This window comes from Pedobacter psychrodurus (assembly GCF_032678585.1).
GTDB lineage: Bacteria > Bacteroidota > Bacteroidia > Sphingobacteriales > Sphingobacteriaceae > Pedobacter > Pedobacter psychrodurus_A.
On sequence record NZ_JAVTSN010000026.1, the window covers coordinates 1 to 22,127 of the forward strand.

Below are 22,127 nucleotides of genomic sequence, written 5' to 3' on the forward strand. Positions count from 1 at the left end.
TTACCATCGATATATACCATGCCTAAAGCCGGATCGATATGTAAGGTTGTAAATAAGGCATCCTGATACGGACATGTACTCGATATCCATGGATGGCTTTGGTGTACCGCTTCCGGATAACTGTTGTGTTTGTATTTACTGCCAACCCAAAAGTACGAGGCCGAATTGATATGAACATAATTGATGTTATTGATCTGTAACTGGCAATCGATATGCGTGTGACCATTTATCGCCAATAAAATTTTATCAGCTGCCGAGCTCAGTATTTCCTGAATTTCTTCAGCATTATCTACAGCAAGGGCACCGGCAAGTGGCTGGTGACTCACCACAATAATGGGTTTATCAATCTCTTTCAATTGCTGTTGCAGCCATAATTTTTGTTCATCGTTAATATAGGCCGGATAACCTCCCTTATGTTTTGGCGATCCTTTGTCATTTCCGTCTAAAACAATAAAACAAATGCCATTTACTTCTTTGGTATAATACCTGGCAGGCATTTTCCAGTAACTGATGCATTGCGCTTTGGTATGCCCCGAATCGGTATCGTGGTTACCAATTACATGTAACGTTTCCTGGTGTGCATCGTTAAAACGATCAATTAGTCCCTTATTTTTTTCGTTCGGATAGGCAAAGTCGCCCATTTGCATTATTGCATCGGGATTAATCTTTTTGCAATGATCTAAAAAAACCTCCAAACGTTCGCGCCCATTGTGTATTACATCCTGATGCAGATCGGTAATTATACCTATTTTGATTGGTTTTGCTTTTGGCAGGAACATGGCAAGCGCTACATCCGGAATCTGGAGCACAATACCTGTGGCAAGCATGCCACCGATAAATTCTCTTCTATTTAAGTTTTTCATTATTTGCTAATGATATTTTTGAATAACCTGATCAATAAACAATTCAGGATGATTGATTCGGCTAAATTTGTTTTGAACTGTGATAAAAGTACCCGGCAGGAATAACCCCTACCAGGTACATGCATGCTGTAGTTTTAAGGTGCTACTGAGATTAATATTTTCCAATCACGATCAGTTCCATCAGCCGAATGGAGCCTGTACGTAAATTCTCCTTTCGAAAAATCGGCAATTATACCCGCAGCAGGTGCTCCATTAATAGGTTCTATCGATTTTGCAAAGTGAGAAAAGCGGATGCCTATCTTGGTTAAATCCGTCCCCTTAGCAGCGACGATCCTCACGGTAGCCTGGCTTTTATCAACCACATTTGAAGGAGTAGCTATGCTCACATTCTGATAACCGGTTACGGGTTCGTTATAACCCAGCTGATTTTTTACTTCTTCATATTTAAACAATACGGCAGCAGTAATATTGGCATTATCGCCCCACTGGGTATCATCGAGTTCTACTCTTGGTTTCATGCAGCTGGAAAATGCCAGCAATAGAACCAGTGCCAGGCAGTTTGATATTTTTATACGTTTCATCATCTATTTGCTTATGGTAAAAATTAAAAGATTAATTCCATCCTGGGTTTTGGCTAAGCGTTGCATTGTTTGCCTGGTAAAGTTTGATCTGCTGCAAGGGTATAGCACTTAAATAATCTCTTGTTGGGTTAATATAAAGTCCTCTGCCCCCAGCCCTGAAATCGGCCACTTTAAACAGCGGATTTATTCTTCCGTTAGCAAAACTGGCTAGATTGGTATTGGGCACCAGGTTAAATTCATTAAGTACATAACCATCTTTTCTAATCTGGCTGTATAAAGTCGGGTCGGAGCCTTTATCCAAAGCAACCTGACTGGCAGAACGGTTAAAATAATTAAGGAATTCCTGCAATAATGCACCCTGTGGTTGATAGCCGTTAATCACTTTTTCATATACTCCCCACCTCTTCAAGTCATCCAGTCGAAAACCTTCCAAAGCAAATTCTACGGTACGCTCTCTTCTTATTTCATTTACGATAGGTGTAGAAGCAAGATCAAAACCAAGGTCTTCTCTATATGTTCCGGCAGCAATTGCACCCATATTTAAAGGTGTCATGCCCACACGGTTTCTAATTACATTTACCGTTTTATCGATATCGGTCTGCGTAATCGTTCCTAAAATAGCCTTAGCTTCAGCCAGTGACAATAAATCTTCCTCATAACGCATCAGTACATCATCGGTTTCTCCTTTTGTTGCCTCCTGGGCTAAAACAGCGCCCTTAAAATTCCGGTAACCTGTAGAAGTAAAACCTATATCAGTATATGGTGCCTGAGAGGCAATAACCGGATACCTGAAAGGGTTTCCATCACCACCGCGACCGGCCAATTGGTTAAGTGGACCTCTGTCTGGCGTCCATACGGTTTGTCTAAACCTCGGATCTAAATTGGTACTTAACTGATTCAGTGTATTGGGATACACGGCCGGAAAAACTTGTGGTGTACCATCGTTATTTAAATAAATGTCAACCAAATGGTCGGTTATAGATGGGCCTGAATCCAGAATTTTGAAAAAGAAATTATGGCTTAGTGCAAGTAAGGTAGCATCGTACACTTTATAGAGAAATACACCATCGATATTCGAAGCATTTTTTTGCGCAAATAGCTGATTGTAAGCAATGGTTTTGTCGCCGGCTGCCGTAAATATTCTGGTGCCCTGTCTGTTGATCAGCTGCGATACTGTTGGCTCAACCATTTCCAAAAATTCAACACCATTTTTCCCAGGCATGGCATAAGGACTGGCTTTTTTGCTGTGGTAATATTCCCAGCTGCCTTCGTATAAGGCAACTCTTGCTTTTAGGGTTAAGGCTGCTTCTTTATTAATTCTACCTGCAATGGCACCTTGTCCTTCACTTTTCCAGTTCAGTTTTGATATGGCCAGATCAAGATCGGCAATGATCTGTTTGGCTACATCATACCTCGAAGCTCTAGGTACAAATAGTTTATCCAGGTCGCTATCCGTTAGTGGTTCCGTAATAATGGGTACTCCGCCAAAATTCTTTAGCAACGCAAAATAATCCCACGCCCTAAAAAAATACCCTTCTCCAATATAATGACTGGCAGCATCTGTTTTTTCAGCATTGAGGCCAGCATAATAAAGAAAATAATTATCCGACCTGATATTGGTAAAACCTCCTGACCAACTGGTATTGGTATCTCCTGCAACAGAAGCAACATCCCATCTGTACAAACTGCTGGTTGCGGTTGTTTGCACAATCATCATGTCGGTATTGGCATCCAGTGCCAAATTACTGTTGCCTCCAGAGGTAGTACCTGTACCTCCCTGCGTGTTGTATTGAGGAGCCAAACGGCTATAAAATCCGTTTACAAAGATTTGCAGATCGGATGCTGTTTTGAAAAAATTAGCTGAATTAACAGAATCCAATGGACTTTTATCCAAAAAGTTTTTCTTACAGGCAATAAGGTTCATCACCACAAAAAGTGCGAATATTATCCTGCCTGGTTTATTGTAAGCTTTCATATCGTTTATATATAAAATGATAGGTTTTTATAAGTTTAAATTCAATCCAATAGAATAATAGCGCAATGGAGGATATCCATTTACACCTCCGCTTAATAACTCCGGATCATATTTTACAACTGATTTTGAATAAATGAAGCCTAAGTTTTCTCCACTGAGGTAAATATTGGCCTTTTTAATTTTAACCTTTCGCAACCAGTTCTGTGGTAAATCGTATCCTACAGTAATATTCCTGATCCGCAGGTTTGCAAGGTTTAGCGCGTATTTATTTGTTGGCAAACTACTGCCTGTATTAAATGCAGGGAAAAAGGCATTGGTATTGTCTGGACTCCAATAACCCAAACTTGTACTTTCCTTGTATGCAGAAGTATAAAAATAGGCCAGATCGCTACCCGCATGTGTGCCCCACACCAAATCGGATGTATTGTACACTTTCCATTGCATTACGCCATCCAATACAGCAGAAAAAGAAATGTTGTTCCACGAAATGGTCGGAATAATGGAATAACTTTTACGCGGATAATTAAACCCGTCTTTAATCACATCTCCACGGCTATACCAGAAACCGCCATTTCCTGAATTGATGTAACCATCACCATTCACATCGTTGTATAAAATGTATCCGGGATAGTTGTAAGTACCGTTTAATGTTCCGGTACGCAGATCGGCGGTATTTTGAGCAACTCCCCTTGCATCGTAGAAAAAATTCTGGCCAAATTGCTCTCCCGGTGTCCAAACGCCGCTCGTTACACCTGTTTTATTTTGGGCGTACTTGGTTACATAACCAATGTAATCGCTCATATTAAACTTTAATGAATAGTTTAATGGCTTGTTCGCCACTTTAAACTGATCATTCCAGCCAACCGAAAGCTCCCATCCGCGTGTTTCAGAAACAGAATTATTCAGGTTTGGTGCCGAGGTACCCAATACCTGAGGAAGCGGGTTTGGTGGGCCGATCTGATCGATTACAGTACGTTGGTACCATTCGTAGGTTACATTTAACCTTCTGTTCAATGCAGAAACATCCAAACCAAAGTTCAATACCGTGGGTTTTGCCCAGGTAAGTGTCGAACTTACTAAGCCAGGTGCTGTTGCCACATTCGAATAGGTTCCCCCCAACAATGTATTTTTATTCACCGAAAAACCGAGCGTTGGTAGATAAGTATAATAATTATCTACGCCTACTGAGGTAAGATCACCCGATGTTGACCAGGAAACCCGTGGTTTAAAATCAGAGATAAAATCTTTTAATGGCCAGAAGTTTTCTTTTGCGGCATTCCAGGCACCTGATACTGAAGGAAAGAAACTCCATCGCGACTCAGGCGAGAAGCGCGAACTGGCATCTTGCCTACCAGCAAACTTGATCATGTATTTTTCCAGATAATCGTAGGTAATTACGCCATAAAAACCCAGTGTGCTCCAGGAATACATGCTATCATTGGCCTGTTGGTTATTTGCCGCACCATTTAAAGCCTCAATTACATCGGGAGCAAACAGATCGGTACGGCTGCCAGTTAAAGATTTATAATCGTTTTCTTCAGACTGAAAACCAAATTGGGCAAATAAGTTGTGTTTGCCATTAAACGATCGGTTATATTGAGCACTAATTTTTGCTACTCCAAATTCCTGCGTTCCATTTGTTTTTGAAATACTGCTCACATTGGCCGAGCGATTATTCTGTATTTTGGTACCATCAGGCAGTTCGGTATACGCAATTTTGGTTACGGTGGTGTTATCGGTATAACTTTGTCTTCTGGAGTAGTCGGCATTTATCTCAAAATATTTAAAAGGTCTTAAAGTTGCACCCCCACTTAATACCATTTCATTCCGGCCATTGGTAATTAGGCCACCTTCTCCTAAAATGCCCGCAGCACCCAATATCCACGAATAAGCATTGCCCGAAGGAACCCTTAGAGGTGTTGCGAAATATTGCATCATATTGCTAAAGATATTGGTGTAGTTGGCTACTGTACCTCCTGCACCCGAAAAATTCGGACCCTGATTTCCAAATCTTACATAGTTAACATCAGTCCTTAAGTCTAACCAATCTGTAGCTTTATAATTTAATTTGGTTTGAAAATTATAACGTTTATTATAGTTTAAATCGCCCTTTAACAAACCTTTGGTATTGTTATAGCCAAAACTTGAAAAATAGCGTAGTTTATCAGTACCGCCGCTAAAACTTAGGTTGTGCTGCTGACTGATATCGTTTTTATTAAAATAAGAATCATACAGGTTTGTTGTCGCGAACGACTGTTCACGCGTCCAGCCTTTATAAGCCGCATTACCACTTGGAAATTGTCCGTTTTCGATATATTGTTGTGCTTTATCACCAAACTGGGTCCGTAACGCATCAAACGACGGATCGTTCCAGTCTTGTCTCAGCCAGGCTTCCATTCTGGCTATGGTAACCGCATCAACACCATCGGTACCCGTTCCATTAGGCTGTCCGTTTTTTTGAGCGATATTGATATAACGTGCCCAATACGGCGAATTTGGCTGGGTTGGAGCCAATACCATTTCACCTATTTTGGTATTCATCGAATACGTTATTGATGCTTTACCTTCTTTACCACTTTTGGTGGTAATCAACAATACGCCATAAGGTGCCCTCGAACCATAAATGGCAGTGGCTGCCCCATCTTTCAGCAACGAAATACTTTCTACATCATTTGGGTTAACATCCTGAAGTGGCCGTTCTATACCATCAACCAGGATCAGGGGCGCAGCGCTGGCATTTATGGAAGTAAAACCACGGATATTGATTGAAGCGTTGGCTTCGGGTGCACCACTGCTCATCCGGATGTTTAATCCCGGCGCAAGTCCGATCAATCCATCTGTGATATTCCGAATCGGCCTGTTGGCTAATTTTTCGCCATTAATGGTTTCAACGGCATCTGTTAAACTGCTTTTTTTCACCTTACCGTAAGCCGTAACCACCACATCGCTTAAGTTTTCCTGCGAAACAGCAAGTATTACATTACCATTTTTAACATCCTTTGCCAATACTTCTTTACTCTGATAACCAATAAAAGAAATCACCAAACTGGCTGTATTATCTTTTACATTAATGGTAAACTCTCCATTGCCATTGGTCTGGATCACATTATTAGTACCTTTTTCGGTTACGCTCGCACCCGGAATGGCCATGCCCTGCTCATCAACCACCTTACCGCTAATCTTTTCGGCAGTGAATTGAAATGGATTAAAAAAATTAAATTTTATTTCTTTCCCTTTTATCATTACGGTTTTATCCGTAATCTGATATTCTAAGGCCTGATCTTTAAAACAGATCTTCAACACCTCCTCAAGCGTGGCGTCCTTTACATTAATGGTAACCGATTTAGCTAATTTCAGCGCCTTCTTGTTGTAAAAAAAATCATAATTGCTTTGATCTCGGATTTCGTTAATAATCAACGATAAGGGCGAATTAACTTTATTAAGCGTTATCTTTTGTGCAAACGAGGTCGCACTAACCTGCATTATGGTCATCAGTAAGAAAAATGTCGTAATCTTCATCACCAGCAGAAATTTGTAAAAGGTACGGCGGTGCTCACCATACCGATTATGTAAGTTTAAATTCATAAATTTGAGTGTTGGGTTTCGGTTTAATTCTTCGTTTAGATTTTTATTCCGATTGATCGGAATGGGTAAACTCAACATCCGGTCAGAGGTGCTCGAACACCTTTGACCATTTTTTTGGTTTACCATGGCTGTTGCAGTTATTTGGTCACGATAATCCTCCTTCCTTCGATTTTAAAGTGTACATCACCATCAAACGCTATGATTTTCAATAAGGAAGATATATTTTTCGAACGCGAAACTTTACCCGCGTAAACAATGTTTGGATCGGGCTTAAACTGGTAAACGACTTCCACATCGTACCACTGGGCCACCTTTGTCATAATGGCTTCGAGGTTTTCGTCAAATTTAAAATAACCGTTTTTCCACGCCACCACATCCTCAACATCAACATTATCGGTTACCATAATTTTCCCTAATCCTACCTGCGCCTGCTCTCCAGGAATCAATCGTTTTGTAACGCTGCCATCCGAAACCTTCACTGAGCCCTCTATCAGCGTAGTCTTGATCTGTTCCTGATCCTTATAACCCATAATGTTGAAATGTGTACCCAGCACTTCAACAGTTTGTGTACCACAATGCACTTTAAATGGCATTTTAGCATTGTGCGCCACTTCAAAATAAGCTTCACCAGTTATTTCTACATTCCTTTCGTTGCCGGTAAAATGTAATGGGTAAGTAATGCGCGATAATGCATTTAGCCATACTTTCGAATGATCGGGAAGCACAACCTGCCACTGCCCGCCAACTGGCACTTCGATGGTATTAAATTCGGGTTTGGTACCTGTATTTTCTGTGTTTGCAATGGTCTCGTAAATCAACTGACCATTAGCAGTTTTAGAAATCTTAATGCCACTCTGACTGGCAATTTCACCATTGCTTAAACTTTCTAAACTGATTTTTTTGCCATTGGCCAGTATTAAAATTGCCTTATCATTTCCTGGTGCAATATCTTTAAGTTTTACCTGCTCCGTTTTCTGTGTGTTTTGTCCATTTAAGCCAAAATAGAATATGGTACCAATGGCCAGTAGTATAGCTGCGGCAAGTGCAAATGCTTTTAATTTTTTAAATGGATGAAGCTTAGTAGCCGGAGTAACATCTTTTTGTATGCGCTCATTAATCTGCAGCAACATTTTCTGTTTGGCCTCCTGCTGTTCATCTGTCGACAGGCGATCGGTATAACCTTCATTCGACGCCTGATTTTCATACCAAAGTTCAATTTCCCTGATCTCGGCCGATGTAGCCTGTCCGTTATGAAACCTGGTCATCAACTCAAGCAGATGTTTATCGAACGCATTTTCATTCTTGCTCATATCAGGTATTCGAAGCAAAAGGAAAAAGGTTCTACCCTAAATCGAAAAAAATTACAACAAAACTATAAACAACTGAATAATAGCACTATAATTTTAAATCAGAAAGTTATTTTGATAAGAAAAGCAGACAGGCAATCATCAAAAAGGTCTTGCTTCCTTTAAACTCTTCCCTAAGGAAAAGCATGGCTTTGTGGAGGTGTTTTTTTACCGTACTGACCGAAATTGCTGCCCGTTCGGCAATTTCCTGGTGGGATAATTCTTCGAACCGGAACATGATAAATACTTCACGGCATTTTTCGGGCAATTTTCTAGAGGCCGAGAGGATAGTCCGTTTGAATTCTTTTATTTCCAGCTGATCATCGGGCCTTACAGGTGATAAATTTGTTTCTGCAACCAGATGGTCAATATGTCTGTAGTGCAATTGTTGCAAACGGTAGGCATCGATCACTTTAAACTTAAGTGCAGTTTTGAGATAAGCTTCCAGCGTAGATTTTGGCTCAATTTCACTTCGGCGGGAATAAAGATTTACAAACACTTCCTGTACCACTTCTTCTGCATCTTCTCTCGAACGCAAACGCTGATAAGCGGCATTGATGAGAATTCCCCAGTATCGGTCGTAAATTTCAGTAAATGCACTTTTACAGCCCGACCGCAATTGGATAATCAAATCATAATCAGAAAGTTTATCGTGATTTTTCATTAGGGATTAAAATCTATCGATCAGGAACTGAGGGATTATAATAATTTATTTTGTTTAGCAAAACTAAACTATGTTTATTAAAATCAAAACAATTCTTTGTTAAATTTCAGTTATCACGATAGTAAATCACTTTCCCGTCGGGTAGCGCAAATACAAATTGAAATACGTTATAAGTTTTACAGGCATAGAGGACAGGATAAGTTCAGGTTATCCAATCCATATCTGTTAACCTCGATGGAAATTCGAAAAAGCTTTTTCCTCTTTAAAATCAGGTCTAAGGCCTCGCCATATACAGCAAAAACACATTAATTTTATGCCTGTAGATAGTGCTCAATAAACCATTTTAATGCAGGATTTTTGTTAGATGCTTTATAAGCCAGTACAACCTCGGTATTCACCGGGATACCTTCCAGCTCCACAAAAGATACCTTCATGCCGGTATACTGTTTTTTTAATGAAAGTGGAAGTATAGATACCCCCAAACCCGCCTCAACCAGCTGTAATATCGAATGTACATTATTGGCCTCGTGGGTAATATCCGGACAGAATCCCAATCTCTGGCAGATTTCCATCAGCTTTTCATTGTATTGGGGAGCATAATCTTTACTAAAAAAAATAAAGGGGCGTTCTTTAAGAAAATCGCCAAGCGAATTTATCTTTTCTAATGTTTCATCCCTAAAAGGAATAACTACAACAAAAGGATCGAAAAACAAAGATTCGACCTTTAGTTTTTCGGATAAAACCGGGGCCCGCAAAATGCCTGCATCCAGTTTGCCCTGTTCCAATGCCTTGATCTGGGTAAGCGTGGGCACCTCAAAAAGACTGGTTTTTAAATAAGGGAAGGCAATCTGCATGGATTTTAAGATTTCAGCCATGTGCGATTGATATACGGAACTGATGTAACCGATCTTCAGTTCTCCGCTAATCCCGCCGTGGATCTGACGTACGGTTTCCTTGCTCTCCTCCAATTTAGAAAACAGCGCATCTACCTCCTCTTTAAAATACTTTCCGGCATTGGTTAATGTTACCCGTTTGTTATTCCGCTCAAACAACTGAACCTGGAGTTCTTCTTCAAGCTCCCTGATCTGCCGGCTTAATGGCGGCTGTGAAATGAAAAGTTTATTCGCCGCCCTGGTGAAATGAAGTTCTTCCGCAACCGTTTTAAAATACAAAAGATGTCTGAGTTCCATTTTATAATACCTAGTAAGTATCAATTTATGCAAAAATTGATATTTTACAAATATGGTAAGCGATGTTAACTTTAACAAAAAAAATATTTTATGAATACAGATGACAAGCAGAAGGCAAGCATTGAAGAAATTAGAAGCCGTTTCGATCAGGATGTAGCACGTTTCTCTAACCTGGAAACCGGTCAACAGACCACTATCGACGCTCCACTAACCATGGAACTTTGCACCGAGGCCGCAAAATACATTAACCCAGGCGCAAAAGAACTGCTCGATATTGGCTGTGGTGCTGGCAATTACACCTTAAAAATGCTAAGCAAAATCCCAGACCTCAACTGTACGTTAAACGATCTTAGCCTACCGATGCTCGAAAAGGCAAAGGAGCGTATATCGGCCCAAACAACTGGCAGTGTGAATTTAATACAGGATGATATGCTCAACCTCAACCTGCCTGATGATCATTTTGACATTATCCTCTCTGCTGCCGCATTTCACCATTTGCGGAGTGATGCAGACTGGGAGCTGATGTTTGGCAAAATTTACCGCGCTTTGAAACCTGGCGGCAGCATCTGGATTTCAGACCTCATCGCCCATGATTCACCGCTTATAGATAGTCTTTTCCGCAGTACATACGGGGCTTATCTGGAAACTTTGGGCGGAGCCGAATACAGACAAAAGGTATTTGATTATATTGCTTACGAGGATACCCCGCGATCCATTAATTATCAGCTCAACCTGTTGCAAAAAGTTGGTTTTACCGTTACCGAAGTGTTACATAAAAACTCTTACTTTGCCGCTTTTGGTGCGATTAAATAATAATAAATTTTCTGTTCTATGGCTCAAACAGTTTAGCCATGGGACAGAAATATAAACCGCCTAAAAAACATTAAAGACACGAAAAACACCTTCTTCGCCGAAAGGCATTAAATGTATTTGAACAGATTTCCCAAATCAATATTGTTTAATTTACCATTATTTAACACTATCAAAGGTTTTAAAACCAAACAATTTGCACACTTTTATGTATTGCTTAGGATAATAAACGCTCGCAGTTCAAATGAAGTCGAAAAAGAGTTTAAATAGTATTCAAAGATTGAAAACAGGAACAAAATTATAATGGCTACAGAAAAAGAGTTAAATGCCGGGCAGAATGAACTGAAACCTGTTGGACGGCTTGCGGCCTGGTTTATATCCCTTTACGAAGTTTTTAGGTTCATCGGCAGGTTTTTCAGGGAAGCCTTTCTCCCACCCTACGAGTTCAAAGAACTGGTTCGGCAATGTTATGAAATCGGTTATCGCTCTGCTTTACTAATTTCCACAACCGGTTTCATCACCGGACTGGTATTTACCAAACAATCGCGGCCATCGCTTTCCGAATTCGGCGCAACCTCATGGCTTCCATCATTGGTTGGAATAGCGCTGCTTAGAACGCTTGCCCCCTTGCTTACCGGACTTATTGCCGCCGGGAAAGTGGGTTCGAGTATAGGCGCCGAACTGGGTTCGATGAAGGTGAGCGAACAGATAGATGCAATGGAAGTTTCGGCAACCAACCCATTTAAATTTCTGGTCAGCACCCGTGTTTTGGCGGCCACGATCACCATGCCGATCCTTACTTTTTACACCGCCATGGTGGGGATGTTGGGCGCACTACTCAATGTTTCGGTGAATGAGGGAACAAGCGCAACTACATTTTTCCAAAGTTCACTCGAAAGCATCACCTATTTAGATATTATTGCCTCCACCGTTAAAGCAATACTTTTTGGCTTCACCATCGCCATTGTAGGCTGTTATCAAGGTTACCACTCTTCTAAAGGTACTGAAGGCGTGGGTAAAGCGGCCAACTCTTCGGTGGTTATTGCCATGTTCCTCATTTTCGTTGAGGAAGTTGTTTGTGTGCAGATATTTAGTTTATTTAATACATAAAACCCGCCAGTGATGAAAGAAAAACCATTTACAGATCAACAAGCGGAAAAAGTGATTGAAATCAAAGGGTTAAACAAATCCTTTGGAAACTATAGTGTACTTGAAAATGCATCGCTTGACGTATATAAAGGCGAAAACCTGGTGGTTTTGGGTAAATCCGGAACAGGTAAATCGGTACTGATCAAAATTATCATCGGGCTGCTTAAACCCGATTCGGGACTGGTAAGCGTACTGAACCAGGTGGTGGATGAAATTTCATACAAAGAACTTTTGGCACTCCGCTTAAGGGTTGGCTTTTCCTTTCAGAACAGTGCACTCTACGATAGCATGACCGTGAGAGAAAACCTCGAGTTTCCTTTGGTGCGTAACCGGAAAGACCTGAGCAAACAAGAAGTAAAAGACTCGGTTGAAGAAATGCTGGATGCAGTAGGTCTGTCGCAAACCATCAACCAAATGCCCTCAGAGCTTTCAGGCGGACAGCGAAAACGTATCGGTATTGCAAGGACTTTGATTTTAAGGCCTGAAATTATGCTTTATGATGAGCCTACCGCCGGACTGGATCCGATTACCTCGCGCGAAATCAACAAACTTATCAATGATGTACAGGAACGGTATCATACCAGCGCCATCGTTATTACCCACGATCTAACCTGCGCAAAGGAAGTAGGCAACCGGGTAGCGATGCTCATTGAACGGAGTTTTGAGCGGCAAGGCTCCTTCGACCAGGTGTTTAACTCAGGCGACCAACAGGCACAACCCTTTTACGATTACAATTTTATACAATAACTATGAACGAAAACAGAAAAAAAATAACAGTAGGTATTTTCATTGCCATAGGTATCCTGATTTTTGTATTGGGCATATTTACCCTGGGTAGCCAAAAGAAAACATTTGTGAAAAGTTTTACTTTAAGTGTGGTATTTAACGACATCCAAGGCTTGAAAAAAGGCAATAACGTGTGGTTTTCGGGCGTAAAGATCGGTACGATAAAGAAAATAGAATTTTTTGGCACTTCTCAGGTAAAAGTGTACCTGAGTATAGAGGAAGATATGCACCAATATATCCACAAAGATGCAGGCGCAAGCATTGGTGCAGATGGACTGATCGGAAACAAGATTGTGGTACTTACCGGAGGCAATCCGAAGTTCCCTTTTGTAGAAGATGGCGATCAGCTGAAAGTGAACACTTCGCTTTCTACGGATGACATCATGAAAACCCTGCAGGTGAACAATAAAAATCTGGTAGATGTAACCGGCGACTTTAAAATATTGGCCAGAAATCTGATTGATGGAAAAGGTGCCGCTGGTGCATTATTATCCGACCAGGAGCTTGCTATCAACTTTAAATCGATGGTGGCAAACCTGAACCGTACCTCTATTGCCACAGCGCAAAGTGCCGAGCTCCTCGGCCGTTTTGGAAAAACGCTGAATACAAAAGACGGACTGATGAATAAAATGCTGACCGATACTGCCATATTTAGAAAGCTGGAACGCTCTGCTGCCACTTTACAAAAATCTGTAGAGTCGGCTTCAAGTTTGGCCGCTAACCTGGATGCCGCATCAGCAAAATTAAAAACTTCGGATAATGCTGCCGGATTGTTGTTAAACGACCAGAAAACAGCCGAACAGGTAAAAGCAATCATGTTGAACCTCGAGAAAAGCAGTAAAAAACTGGACGAAGATTTGGAGGCCGTACAAAGCAACTTCCTGCTCCGTGGTTTTTTCAAGAAGAGGGCAAAAGATTCGTTAAAAAGACAGCAACAATAGTTGCCGGGTTTTCACAAAGATGTGTAAAGGATTGTTGCGAATGGAATTAATTTAAATAATTTAAAACCTTTAGGAATTACAGCCGTCTTTCTAAAACAATTTACAGATTAGTTTGTCTGTTTAAATAGTTTGTTTGGTTAGTTTTATTTAATGGATGTTAATAAAACATAATAGTTACAGCCCCTTAGCAATATGGGGCTTTCTCTTTTTTAATCCTCAAGGTATTCTTTATACAGATAATGCTAAAATTCCGGCTACATGGGTTACTCAATTCTAGCCCCATTCATTAGCATCTAAGAGGCAAGTCGCGGAGCATAGGGCAGACTAAAAGAAAAAACAGATCCTACCCCGATTTTACTTTCCACCCAGATCTTACCACCATGCCGTTCAACAATTTCTGCACAAAGATAAAGGCCTATCCCAAAACCTGCTATTGTATTGGTCCGTTCATTTTGAACCCTGTAATACCGATCAAAGAGTTTTGGGATATCTTCTTCAGCTATTCCTAAGCCCCGATCATGAACACTGAGGATCGCCTGTTCTCCGATTACATCACACTTGATCAAAATATCTGAATTGAGTGATGAATATTTAACGGCATTGCTCAACAGATTATTAACCACATGCGAAATTTTATCTTCATCTGCATTCACCCAGATTTCAGCCTCATGGATATAGCGGATAGGATGAGTGGATACCAGTGTACTATATTCTTCTTTCAGTTGCCCAATGAGTGTGCTGATATCAAATCTGCTTCTGCAGAGCTGGATCTTTCCAGATTCCAGACGCGAAATATTTAGAAAGCCATTTATCATGTTGGTCATTTTCCTCAGCTGTGCCTGTATCTTGTCAAGAAAAACCTGCCCACCGAATACGTCAATGGCTTTTACCTTCAGTTGCAGCAACTGGATATAACCGGTGATGGAAGTGAGTGGCGTTTTGAGCTCATGACTCACCATGGCAATAAAGTCGTTTTTCCGCTGCTCATCCTCTTTCTGATCGGTTACATCCATTACAATGGCATAAATGCGCTCATTTATACCATCGGCATCCTCATAAACCTTTCCCACCACGCGCATCCATCTGCGTTCTCCCGTAAGCAGGTGGCGTATGGCATAGGTACTGTCTACAGGACTTCCAAATTTCACTGCGTTTTCGAGCACCAGGTTTACTTCTCCAAGGAATTCGGGTTCTACCGCTTCCAGCACCATTTCCCAGGATATTTCCTGATCAAGCGGCAGCCCGTAATGGCGTCGGTACCGCTCAGACATATCTGCCTGTCCGGTTTTAAGGTTCAGACTACAGCTCCCCAAATCTCCGGCATCAAATGCAGTGAGGAGATTTTCTTCACTTTCCAATAACTTCAGATTTGTTTTAAGCAGCTCCTCATTAGAAAAAATTAGGGCTTTGTTGATGTGCTCGATCTCCAAAAGACGTTGTTTTTCATCCGTTATATCGATACCCGAGCAGATGTAACCATTAAAAGATTGATCACCATCAACTCGTGGCGTTCCGCGTACTCTCAGCCATCTGTAATTCCCCTCTCCGCTCAACAGCCTGAACTCATTCGTAAACTCGCGTTGTTGTTCAACCGCTTCCAAAAAATTCTTTGCCACCATCTCCCGATCTCCCGGATGTACAAACTCACTCCATCCAAATGTCTTCAAATTTTCACGTGGCCATCCGGTAAGTGCTGCCCATGCGGCATTCAAATATTCCAGTCTTCCCTTTTCATCGGTTAAGGAGATAAGTATATCACTATTTTCGGCCATCGTCCGGAAACGTGCCTCACTTTCTACAATCGATTGTTGGGCCAAAACCTGGGCAGTAACCTCTATTGCGATGCCCAATACCCCTGAGATCTTCCCTTCATCATGCAGTGCCCGATAGATCACATCATAATAACCAGTTTCCTGTTGCCCATCCCTTTCCAAGACAACTTTTTCAGCATAAATTTCCAATGGCTCACCCGTGCGGTAAACGCCATAAAGGGCCTCAACAATAGGCTGACCAACAATTTCGGGCACACCCTCAAAAAGTGTCTTTCCAATAATATCGGCTGTTTTGCCCAGAAACCGTAACATGGCTTCATTCACAAGCTCAAAAGTCATGTGTTCCCCTCTGAACACCTGCATGGCCACCGGACTATATTCGATCAGGTTACGGTATTTTATTTCGCTGAGTGCAAGTTGTTCTGTTCGTTTCGCCACGTCATTTTCAAGCGATAAGTTCAGGTATAGCAAGTCGCGGTGTGCCTCGGCAAGATCTTTATTGAGCAGATCAACCTGGATGAGGTTAGCCTTGTTTTCATTCCGCGACGCATCCGCCTCCATCCGGTTTAACGTCTGTTCAGTAACGTTATTTACAGACTGTATGATGTAAGACAGTTTTCCTTCCTGATCAAAAACCGGTGAATGCTGAGGTTCCCAATACCTTAAAGCAAAGCCACCCGGAATGGAGATATCTGGCACATCATAACGCTGTGCCGGCATTTTATGACTCGTTCCATGTTGAACAACATATTGCAGGGAATAGCGAATATTTGCCACACCATCTGCTTCGGGCAGGCCTGGATTATCCGGGAATGCATCAAAAATGTATTTTCCAACAATATCTTCCCTAACAGAAGCCGTTGCTTCAAGAAAGAGATCACTGGCGGTGAGGATATCAAAATTAGGCGACAAAACCAGAAACATCGCAGGTGCGGTTTCAAGCGCACGAAGCGTATCAGGAGATGGTGACTTACTGGCGTACATGTAGAAATACGAAATAAATTGTTCGCAGGTTAAAGTTAAGAAGTTTAATACAATAACAAATCCCTTACAAGCTCAGGGATTAAATATGTTTAATTCTGAGTTGTTCCGGGCATTTTCTTATCAAATAAGCATATTACAGGCTTTTTTGACGCTGTGCTTTATTGGTCATGTACTGCTGGGTTTTGATATTCTCCCACATGATCAGCTTATCTTCGATCTTGGAAAACGCCCTGATATCACCGTCCTGCGAAATCACCAGTCCCAAAGATCCGGGATGGTTCCAGCAATAGGCAATCATTGATCTGTGCCTGGTGCCATAATGCCGTGGATCGTAGGGTTTAAGCGATTTTGGAGTAGCTGTAGCCGTGGAGGAGAAAAAAATTTTACGGGGCATTTTCTTCGCTCTAAGTACGGCGCCAAAACCATTTGTAACCATATTCCGGTTAAAAAGCACTACCCCATCCACACAGCTTTGCGAGGCAATAAAGCTGATTGCACCCTTAATTTCATCACCAGTACCTTTTTTAGCATTGAAAGACTGTGTTTCCAATTGGTATAACCGCCTGCTGATCGATCGCCGGCCTATTTCGAACTGCCCGTCAATAGTCCCCTCAGAAACAAAATTGTCGATTGCCGATTTCGCATGTGCAATCATGGCCAGCGTTAACCTTTCATAGTGGATCCTGTATTTCACATCCAGATCGGCACTATCGTCGGCAATGAGGATGGCGCCCCCATGCTGATAGTTTTGAATCTTGAGCAAAAGCCTCGAAAAAGTTTGAATCCAGAGGCCATCCAGATATTCTTCCCAATCGCCGTATTGTTCTGATGGATGTGTTTTGTGAAGGTATTCGCGCATGGCCACTTTCAAAAATTCTGCATTCCGCTTCAATATCTTAGAGATTGGTCCGATGGTTAATACATCCAGATAACGTTTAACCAGCACATTCTGCTTCAGGGTGGCCAGCAACTCATAGTCGAAAAGTACATAAAGTGTACCGATATCACTTACAGAAACCTGAAATAGCCCCGGCTGTTCGGAGTCCGTATCAGACTCGTAGTTGAGAAAGTTTTGGTAATGCATGGCCTGATCGATCATGCCCCAGATATAAAGTTCCCCTTTTTCACCATAATATACTGCAAGCGAAGAACTGGAAGGATCTGCTGCCTTCGAAAGTTTTGCCAATGCTTTTGTATTCATTGGGATATGGGTTTCAAATGGAATACAGCTCCATCTTTCGGGCACAATATGCTTCGGAGGTTTGGGATCCGGATTCTGCGGATCAATAAAGGTTATGGTAACCTTAATCAGATCGCTCTCTTCTTTGCACATGCTGGAATAAAAAAGACAATCGAAGAGATCTTCCAACACCTTAATTTCCGGAACAGGCAGCCTTCCCCGTGTAAGCTTTAACTTGTTCTCTACAAGGACCGCAAGGTCCATCGGGCGTGAATTTTCCAAATCAATATCGTTTACCTTTAAACATCTTGATAAACGAATAGTTTGAGCGCAACCACCAAAAAAAAGAGGTTTGAGGAAGACTAATTTTAGCAGCTTGATCCTGGATCAACGATGGCAATGGCTAAAGGTAAACACCTGGCCCTAAATCGTTCAACTTATAGAAATAATCAGCTTACGTAAGGTCATTAACCGACAGGAATCGCACCAATATGGCATTAGTATAGCTCAACACGCACTTTGCTAATCTTAGCAGCCTGGCCTTTTGCGCCTTCGGTAGAAATATAAAATTCACCAGATGGTGTGAAAAGCATGCCTTCTACCTGAGGAAAGGAATTTTTATCCATCGAAAGATAGTATTTGGGTTTACCTTCAGGTGAAAGTACCAGGATACGCTGACCAGGACCGTCAGCTACGAGAATGTTTCCAGATTTTGGATCAATCACAATCTCTGATGGCCTGATGTTAGCATTCCCTTTACTGTTTTTCTTTTTTCCGGATTTTTTACCCTTGCCCGGATCCACAGCAGTAACTGATCCGCAAGACACAATATTATCCTTTAAATCAATGGAATACACAGGCTTCGGATTAAACTTTTTCGTGGTGAGATCAAAAGCGAAAAAGCTTTTCGAAGCCAAACCTTTTTCTCCGTCTTTCTGACCAATCAGCATCCTGTTTTTGGCCGCGTCATAATAAAATGGCTCGGTGTTGTCTTTCGCGGTAAGGGGCAGATCATATTCTTTAAGCACCTTTCCCGATTGCTCCACCTCAAACATATAGCCATCAGAACGCATCACAAAAAAGTGTCCTCCAGCAAAGGCGATTCCCTCATAATCTCCATCATTACCGAAGTTGATCCTTTTTACCACTTTTTTACTGGCAAGATCATAAACATATATGATTCCTTTCTGATCCTGAACCGCCGCAATTTTATCTTTACCCAGCCAGGCAATACTGGAAATCTCAAAGAGTTCATCTGGCATTGACCAGGAAGCAGTTTCAACAAGCCGCCCCCCTACACAGGCTGCATTAGTGGCCGAAGCAGGTACTAAATCTTTATTTTTAGTCTTTTTAACCTTTTTGATATTTATTTCCTGTACGCTTGTTGCGGTATTTTTTTCAGAATAAATATAAATTCCGGAACCAAGTATAACAATTACTACCAAACCTATAAGCAAAAGTGCAAGTCTATAATCTTTCATGAGCTAATTTTTAATTTTTGAATACACAGCTATTAAAATCTAAATGCCGGAACATGAAGTCCCGGCGCTTGGATTTAATCAAATCTTTTAGCCGATACTTTACCGGCCCCATCAAAGACTACATGTGAATCTTTTCCTGCTTTTTCTAGCTCAACTTTATAAAACACCTGTTTGTTTTCTTTATACTGGTTTACGTCGTCGACTCTGAACGATGGATATTGTTTTTTGATTGCAGCGGCGATAGTAACCGGAAGCTGCGCCTTGGTGATATCTTTCTTTTCTCTAATCAAAACACCTTTGGCATCTATCCAAACTTCATGGTCTGCCCTGGAAAGATCAAATTCCGCATTATAAAGGTCGCCTTTTTTCTCCCATTCAACATCCCTAGCATTTGGATAAGATCGGTTAAAAGTATTTTTCACTACAGAAGGAACCTGATCGCTATGAATATCCTGTGCATAAACCGTTGCACTGAATAGCAGTGCTGAGCATAATAAAAATGAATTTTTCATGGTCTTAATATTTAATGTAGACCAAAGTTCGCATCCAAAACTGGAAACAATTGGGAATCGCGCTATTCACTTAAATTAACTCGAAAAGCAAAAATGATGCATACCATCGTACTCATATGTAAGTGCAAAACCATATAACTCTGCAATGGATTTTGCAATGGCAAGCCCAAGTCCGGTACCCACATTTTCCGCGCCACCCTTTTCAAACCTGCGGAATATTTTGCCCGGGTCCATCGCCCCAGATTCGGAGGTATTGCTTATCCTTACCCGCCCATCCTTTATTTCAACTCCAAGCGTTCCACCATTTTTATTATGTACCAGCGCGTTTTTGATCAGATTGGAAAATAGCACCTGCGCGAGATCCCGGCTTATCAACAATTGGAATTCTTCATCTTTAGCTACCCTAACCGAAATATTCCTGAGTGCCGCAAAATCACTAAAGTCATCTACCAGCTTATCAATTATTCCGCCGACCTCGATCTTTTCCACCTCCGCATATTGCCGGCTTTCGATCCTGGTGAGCAATAACAGCGAACTGTTTAACCGCCCCATACGCTTCAGATCGGAAATTACATGCCCAATGAGTTCCGAATGCTGACCAGAAAGGCCTGCTTCTTCTGATAACATTTCGAGTCTGCTGAGCGATATAGCGAGCGGGGTTTGGAGTTCGTGCGATGCGTTTTCGATAAACTGTTTTTGCCCAGTGTATGAATTTATGGCTTGCACGACCAGTTCGTTAACACCTTTTGATAGCTCCTGGAATTCAGTCACATTTGTTACGGGCAATAAGATCTGCTTCTGATCTTCCAGACGAAATCTTTTTAATTTAGTTAACAACACATAAAATGGTGTCCATATCTTTTTCAATAACAGGTTATTGATTACAAAAACGCTAACCAAAATCAGGAGATATAACAGTACAATACTATAGAGTAGGTTTCTCAACAAGTCGTCCTGTTCAACGGCTGATGCGACCACCGTAAGCAGATAATACTCATCCTGCTCACGAAAAGCAGTTTTGAGCATCCGGAAAGGTTCCAGTGTCTTCTCATTTAAGGTATACATCAGCGTATCCTGATAATGATCCCTAAAATTCAGCGCCGATTTTTCACTTATCTTTCTAATCTGATAACTGTGTTCAGAAAAGCCAGACCTGTCAGCAATCCCCGGGTCGCGGCCATCCGCTGGATCACCACCATCTTGGTATTTCCAAGGCCATCGTCCAAACTGTCTTCGACCTCTCTTATCATCCGCAGATAAAAAAGCAAAGCCCATAAACCAATAACCACTAAAAGTGTCAGCGATAGATATTTTAAGGTATGGTTGAGTAGCTTCATTGTACGATGAGTTTATAGCCAAGTCCGTATACTGCCTGAATCTGAACGGAGCCCTCCACAGCGCTAAGGTTTTTGATCTGGGAATAAATAAATTCAAAATCATCTGCCTGATCCATAAAATCTCCCCACACATGTTCGGCAAGTGCAGACTTGTTTACTAACCTGTTCTGGTTTAGCGAGAGATAGCAGAGAATATCAAACTCTTTACGGTTGAGCTGAAGGTCGGTCTTTCCGAAAAGCGCCCTTCTTCCTTCCATATCTAAATCCAATTCCCCAAGCGTTACAAATTGCTTACCACTAAAAGATTTTCTCCGCAATACGGATTTGACCCTTGCAGTAAGCTCCGACAGGTGAAAAGGTTTGGCCAGATAGTCGTCGGCACCAAGTTCCAACCCAGAAACTTTATCGGAAATAGAATCCTTAGCCGAAAGAATAATCACGTTATCATCCCGTTCCGTTTTTTTAAGCTCCTTTAAAATATCCAGTCCGTTTCCCCCTGGCAACATAATATCAAGCAAAATGCAGTCGTAATCAAAGCTGGCCACTTTTTCCATCGCCTGGATAAAGGTAGCAGCCTCTTCTACAATATAACTTTCCTTTTCCAGCGATTGCCGGATAGCGTTGCGGAGTTCGGACTGGTCTTCGATGATCAGGATTTTCATGGTCAAAAATTACAGATAAAAACTGGAAAGATTCTGGATACGCACAAAAACGCTCCAAAGCACTGTTTTTAAATGTAACAATGATTATAACGCTTTGTTAGGCAGTTTTTTACTTAAAGGGTTTTAATCAGTAGTAAGGCTAAAACGTATACGATAGGTTCATTTTAAACGGCATAGTCTTGGCAGCATCCAATAAAGCTAATTAACCAACAACTTAACAAACAGACAATAACTGGCTAACCTTAAGGAAACATGGACCGCTTAATTTAGAAATACGTTTGTTTGCCGGAAACAGAGCCGGCTAACAAC

The 22,127-nt window shown here is 41.5% G+C and carries 17 protein-coding genes; 4 read left to right on the forward strand and 13 right to left on the reverse strand.

Annotated elements, in window-relative coordinates; translation table 11 throughout:
- The 7 genes from R2S57_RS17235 to R2S57_RS17265 all read right to left on the reverse strand — a co-directional run.
- Positions 1 to 863: metallophosphoesterase family protein (locus tag R2S57_RS17235; RefSeq protein ID WP_316846191.1), on the reverse strand; the 863-nt coding region annotated here is incomplete at its 3' end.
- Positions 864 to 997: 134 nt separating this feature from the next.
- Positions 998 to 1,447: a DUF5018-related domain-containing protein gene (locus R2S57_RS17240; protein WP_316846192.1), complete on the reverse strand. Its 450-nt coding sequence runs from the start codon at positions 1,445 to 1,447 to the stop codon at positions 998 to 1,000.
- Positions 1,448 to 1,475: 28 nt separating this feature from the next.
- Positions 1,476 to 3,419 carry a RagB/SusD family nutrient uptake outer membrane protein gene (locus tag R2S57_RS17245; RefSeq protein ID WP_316846193.1) on the reverse strand — a complete coding sequence of 648 codons (1,944 nt, stop codon included), beginning with the start codon at positions 3,417 to 3,419 and terminating at the stop codon, positions 1,476 to 1,478.
- 27 nt (positions 3,420 to 3,446) lie between these two features.
- A complete protein-coding gene (locus R2S57_RS17250; RefSeq protein WP_316846194.1) occupies positions 3,447 to 7,004 on the reverse strand; it encodes a SusC/RagA family TonB-linked outer membrane protein in 3,558 nt (1,185 codons plus the stop codon).
- 137 nt (positions 7,005 to 7,141) lie between these two features.
- On the reverse strand, positions 7,142 to 8,314 hold the full coding sequence (locus R2S57_RS17255) for a FecR family protein (protein WP_316846195.1): 1,173 nt from the start codon (positions 8,312 to 8,314) through the stop codon (positions 7,142 to 7,144).
- Between the two features lie 106 nt (positions 8,315 to 8,420).
- A complete protein-coding gene (locus tag R2S57_RS17260) occupies positions 8,421 to 9,014 on the reverse strand; it encodes an RNA polymerase sigma-70 factor (RefSeq protein WP_316846196.1) in 594 nt (197 codons plus the stop codon).
- A 311-nt stretch (positions 9,015 to 9,325) separates the two neighbouring features.
- Positions 9,326 to 10,204, reverse strand: a complete 879-nt coding sequence (locus tag R2S57_RS17265; RefSeq protein WP_316846197.1) for a LysR family transcriptional regulator — start codon at positions 10,202 to 10,204, stop codon at positions 9,326 to 9,328.
- Between the two features lie 90 nt (positions 10,205 to 10,294).
- Here R2S57_RS17265 and R2S57_RS17270 point away from each other — a divergent pair, with 90 nt between their 5' ends.
- The 4 genes from R2S57_RS17270 to R2S57_RS17285 all read left to right on the forward strand — a co-directional run bounded on the left by R2S57_RS17270 (position 10,295) and on the right by R2S57_RS17285 (position 13,890).
- A complete protein-coding gene (locus tag R2S57_RS17270) occupies positions 10,295 to 11,017 on the forward strand; it encodes a class I SAM-dependent methyltransferase (RefSeq protein ID WP_316846198.1) in 723 nt (240 codons plus the stop codon).
- A 300-nt stretch (positions 11,018 to 11,317) separates the two neighbouring features.
- Positions 11,318 to 12,124 carry an ABC transporter permease gene (locus R2S57_RS17275; protein ID WP_316846199.1) on the forward strand — a complete coding sequence of 269 codons (807 nt, stop codon included), beginning with the start codon at positions 11,318 to 11,320 and terminating at the stop codon, positions 12,122 to 12,124.
- A gap of 12 nt (positions 12,125 to 12,136) precedes the next feature.
- Positions 12,137 to 12,910, forward strand: coding sequence for an ABC transporter ATP-binding protein (locus tag R2S57_RS17280; RefSeq protein WP_316846200.1), 774 nt, complete (start codon positions 12,137 to 12,139; stop codon positions 12,908 to 12,910).
- A 2-nt stretch (positions 12,911 to 12,912) separates the two neighbouring features.
- A complete protein-coding gene (locus R2S57_RS17285; RefSeq protein ID WP_316846201.1) occupies positions 12,913 to 13,890 on the forward strand; it encodes an MlaD family protein in 978 nt (325 codons plus the stop codon).
- Positions 13,891 to 14,183: 293 nt separating this feature from the next.
- Here the strand turns inward: R2S57_RS17285 and R2S57_RS17290 are convergent, their stop codons facing one another.
- From R2S57_RS17290 to R2S57_RS17315, 6 genes are all read right to left on the reverse strand, one after another.
- A complete protein-coding gene (locus R2S57_RS17290; protein ID WP_316846202.1) occupies positions 14,184 to 16,646 on the reverse strand; it encodes a PAS domain S-box protein in 2,463 nt (820 codons plus the stop codon).
- A 133-nt stretch (positions 16,647 to 16,779) separates the two neighbouring features.
- Positions 16,780 to 18,108 carry a putative sensor domain DACNV-containing protein gene (locus R2S57_RS17295; RefSeq protein ID WP_316846203.1) on the reverse strand — a complete coding sequence of 443 codons (1,329 nt, stop codon included), beginning with the start codon at positions 18,106 to 18,108 and terminating at the stop codon, positions 16,780 to 16,782.
- A gap of 215 nt (positions 18,109 to 18,323) precedes the next feature.
- Entirely contained in the window at positions 18,324 to 19,307 is a 984-nt protein-coding gene (locus tag R2S57_RS17300) for a hypothetical protein (protein WP_316846204.1), read from the reverse strand.
- 74 nt (positions 19,308 to 19,381) lie between these two features.
- Positions 19,382 to 19,819, reverse strand: coding sequence for a PepSY-like domain-containing protein (locus R2S57_RS17305; protein ID WP_316846205.1), 438 nt, complete (start codon positions 19,817 to 19,819; stop codon positions 19,382 to 19,384).
- Positions 19,820 to 19,894: 75 nt separating this feature from the next.
- Complete coding sequence (locus R2S57_RS17310; RefSeq protein WP_316846206.1) at positions 19,895 to 21,178, reverse strand: HAMP domain-containing sensor histidine kinase; 1,284 nt, start codon at positions 21,176 to 21,178, stop codon at positions 19,895 to 19,897.
- A complete protein-coding gene (locus R2S57_RS17315) occupies positions 21,153 to 21,818 on the reverse strand; it encodes a response regulator transcription factor (protein WP_316846207.1) in 666 nt (221 codons plus the stop codon). The genes R2S57_RS17310 and R2S57_RS17315 overlap by 26 nt, the downstream gene beginning before the upstream one ends.
- Between the last annotated feature and the right edge of the window lie 309 nt (positions 21,819 to 22,127).